The sequence below is a fragment of the Halobacillus sp. BBL2006 genome, assembly GCF_000786645.1.
GTDB lineage: Bacteria > Bacillota > Bacilli > Bacillales > Halobacillaceae > Halobacillus.
Map to the genome: position 1 here is coordinate 1 of NZ_JRNX01000075.1, position 2886 is coordinate 2886.

5 protein-coding genes are annotated in these 2886 nt (G+C 38.9%); 4 read left to right on the forward strand and 1 reads right to left on the reverse strand.

Translation table 11 applies throughout. From position 1 onward, the window contains the following. The first annotated feature begins 13 nt into the window (after window positions 1–13). Window positions 14–499, forward strand: coding sequence for a hypothetical protein (locus LD39_RS02870; protein ID WP_035542699.1), 486 nt, complete (start codon window positions 14–16; stop codon window positions 497–499). A gap of 29 nt (window positions 500–528) precedes the next feature. On the opposite strand, the gene rlmN is transcribed toward LD39_RS02870, so the two are convergent. Further along, on the reverse strand, window positions 529–1611 hold the full coding sequence (gene rlmN, locus LD39_RS02875) for a 23S rRNA (adenine(2503)-C(2))-methyltransferase RlmN (RefSeq protein WP_035542700.1): 1083 nt from the start codon (window positions 1609–1611) through the stop codon (window positions 529–531). Window positions 1612–1833: 222 nt separating this feature from the next. Here rlmN and LD39_RS02880 point away from each other — a divergent pair, with 222 nt between their 5' ends. From LD39_RS02880 to LD39_RS02890, 3 genes are all read left to right on the forward strand, one after another. Next, entirely contained in the window at window positions 1834–2031 is a 198-nt protein-coding gene (locus tag LD39_RS02880) for a hypothetical protein (RefSeq protein WP_035542702.1), read from the forward strand. Window positions 2032–2131: 100 nt separating this feature from the next. After that, on the forward strand, window positions 2132–2605 hold the full coding sequence (locus LD39_RS02885) for a hypothetical protein (protein ID WP_035542703.1): 474 nt from the start codon (window positions 2132–2134) through the stop codon (window positions 2603–2605). 92 nt (window positions 2606–2697) lie between these two features. After that, window positions 2698–2865 carry a hypothetical protein gene (locus LD39_RS02890; protein ID WP_035542704.1) on the forward strand — a complete coding sequence of 56 codons (168 nt, stop codon included), beginning with the start codon at window positions 2698–2700 and terminating at the stop codon, window positions 2863–2865. Window positions 2866–2886: the final 21 nt, after the last annotated feature.

Genomic DNA, 2886 nt, shown 5'->3' on the forward strand with positions numbered 1-2886 from the left:
GTGATGACACAAAATGAAAAAAAAGACGCACTTACAATTAATCGAGGAAATGAAAGAACACCTCTTGACCCTTGAAAAGCAACAAAATAAGCAGAAAGTACATATTGATACCATTCTTCAAAATGAAAAGTTCAATCAAATGTCGAACCGTCAATTGAAAGAAATAGAGAAAAAAATTGTGAAATATTTGGACAACTATTTAAAGGAGACGTTTGAAGCATTTGAAGAAGAAATGAATAAAATGCGCAGCAGAATTCAGCGCTTAGAAAAAGAATTAGCACAAGAGAAGGAAAGAAAAGGCCCGGTTTCCCCGAATAAGGACCCCAGTCCCCGGATTTTCGTCGATAATCTCACGCTGGATAAATTGATTACGATCAACAACATTGCCCAGCTAGGTGTGAAGGATCTTAGCGGAAAATTAAATATTGGTACAGCCCCCTTGGAGTCATCGGCCGGTTTCGAAAAAGAGCAGAGTGAGGAGACGGATAAGAATGAATAAAAAAGCATGAGGCGGTTTGCCTCATGCTTTTAGTTTGCTTGCATTTTCTTCTTGCGTGCTTTTTCTTTTTCGATTTGTTTACTTCTAAGTTGACCACATGCAGCATCGATATCCGTTCCGTGCTCTGTACGAACGCCGCATTTAATGCCGCGGTCCATCAAGGTTTGATAAAACGACAGGATTGCTTCCTTTTCACTTCGCTCGTACGGATGGTCGGCTACTGGATTGTATGGAATCAAGTTCACATACGATAAGTGGCGCTTGTCCATCAGCAGGTCCGCGAGTTGATGGGCTTCTTTTACGTGATCGTTCACGTCCTTTAATAATATATATTCAAACGTAATCCGTCGATTCGTTTTTTCTAAATAATAGTCGATCGCCGGCATCAGCTTTTCTAACGGATAAGCCTTATTGATCTTCATGATACGAGAACGAAGTTCATTATTCGGTGCGTGAATGGATAGAGCCAGATTGATCTGGATCCCTTCATCCGCAAACTCGTACATTTTAGGTGCGATGCCACTCGTGGAAACGGTGATGTGACGAGCGCCGATGGATAAGCCTTTTTTATCATTGACGACTTTCAAGAAGTCGATCAAGTTGTCGTAGTTATCGAATGGTTCACCAATACCCATGACTACGATGTGACTGACACGCTCATCTTTTCCTTGCTTGTCTAGGTGCTGTTGCACTTGCATGATCTGTTCCACGATTTCGCCGCCTGTCAAATCACGATTCTTACGCAATATACCGCTGGCACAGAACGAGCAGCCGATATTACAACCGACTTGAGTCGTCACACATACGGAAAGTCCGTAGTTGAATCGCATCAGAACCGTTTCAATGACGTTTCCATCATCAAGTTTGAACAAGAACTTGATTGTGCCATCTTGTGATTCCTGCTTGATTTCTTCGGTTAACGTTTCAATTGTAAAGTGTTGATCGAGCAGATCGATACAAGATTGGTTCAGGTTTTTCATTTGAGAAAAATCTGTTAAACGTTTTTGGTAGAGCCAGTTCCATACCTGCTTCGCGCGGAACTTCTTCTCCCCATGCTCAATCATCCAGTCCGTCAATTGATCAAACGTCAATCCATAAATGGATGGTTTCATAAATACGCTCCTCAATAAAAAAATTCGCTATTTCTATAGTAATTGATTTTCAGTTCATAAACAACCACAATACCATTATCATAATTTTAAGTCAATTTTATTCCGATTACAGGTATATCACCTGTTTGGAGAATGTTCATTTGTCAGGACTATGAAAATTTGAAATAATTGTTATGGAAAATAGAAGAAGCGATAAGATTAATGGAGAATAGGAGAGAAGGTATGAACTCGAAAAATATTATCATTCTCATAGCTAACATCGTATTAATATCTGCAGCCTCTATTTTTATATATTTAAGTGCAGTCTATATGGAGAATGGTTTTGAGGTCAGGACAGTCGCGTTTATTTTATTGATCCTGGTTGGATTACGAAATATTTACCAAGTGATGAAAAAGAGTAAACCGAAGAACAATGAATAGTGTTCATCAGAACCAATAGGAAAGCATTTAGAACTCTGGAACTAGACGTTCAACCACGATTACTTTTCATATTTTTTTGAAAAGGGGATGGACTGACTCTATGAATCGTACTGCTAAAATATATTCCAGTCTTGTTTTGATATTGATTCTAACCGCATGTTCCACATCTTCTGCAAAAGAAGTTCAAATTGAGCAGCCGAGCTTTGCAAACACCTTATTTATTCAAAAGGTTGAAGGTCATGAGTCGTCGGAAGAGCGTACAAAGATGGTGACAGATCATTCTAAGATCGAATCCATTTTACAAAAGGTTAATGGCTTACCGTTAGAAGAAGCGGCGAGTACAAGTCTTTTTCAGACTATAAAGTCACAACCAACCTATATGTTTGGGTTTTCTGAAAATGAAAAACTTGAAAGCGGAGATTCTATGGAATATGGATTTTACATTTTAAAGAATGGCACTTTTATCTTTACTCATAAGGATATCAATCAACTCAGAAAAAGACCGGCAGTCTCGAAAGAAAAGCATAAAGAGCTGCTCCATGATATTAAAGGGGAACTGGATATTACCTTTTAAAATGAAATATCCAAAAAGAATAGGAAATTCGGGAACTTTTATCGAAGTAGACCGTAGAAAAGGGGAATGACATACATGTGGAGGTGGAGCAATTGGTAAACCGAGCACCCGAATGTGCTAGTTGCGGGAAAGAAATTAACGGCAACGATGTCGTTTATGTGAAATTACGTTACCCAATTATGAAAGGGTTTGCAGAAGTAAAATCCTACTTAAGAAATGAAGGAGAAATAATGTGTGAAGCTTGCCATGAAAGCAAGTGAAACACGTACGAAAAGGGCGGC

What these genes read in the sequence shown, in the direction of transcription:
- LD39_RS02870 (WP_035542699.1), top strand. Translation starts at nt 14, where the DNA reads ATGAAAAAAAAGACGCACTTACAATTAATCGAGGAAATGAAAGAACAC.
- rlmN (WP_035542700.1), bottom strand. Translation starts at nt 1,611, where the DNA reads ATGAAACCATCCATTTATGGATTGACGTTTGATCAATTGACGGACTGG.
- LD39_RS02880 (WP_035542702.1), top strand. Translation starts at nt 1,834, where the DNA reads ATGAACTCGAAAAATATTATCATTCTCATAGCTAACATCGTATTAATA.
- LD39_RS02885 (WP_035542703.1), top strand. Translation starts at nt 2,132, where the DNA reads ATGAATCGTACTGCTAAAATATATTCCAGTCTTGTTTTGATATTGATT.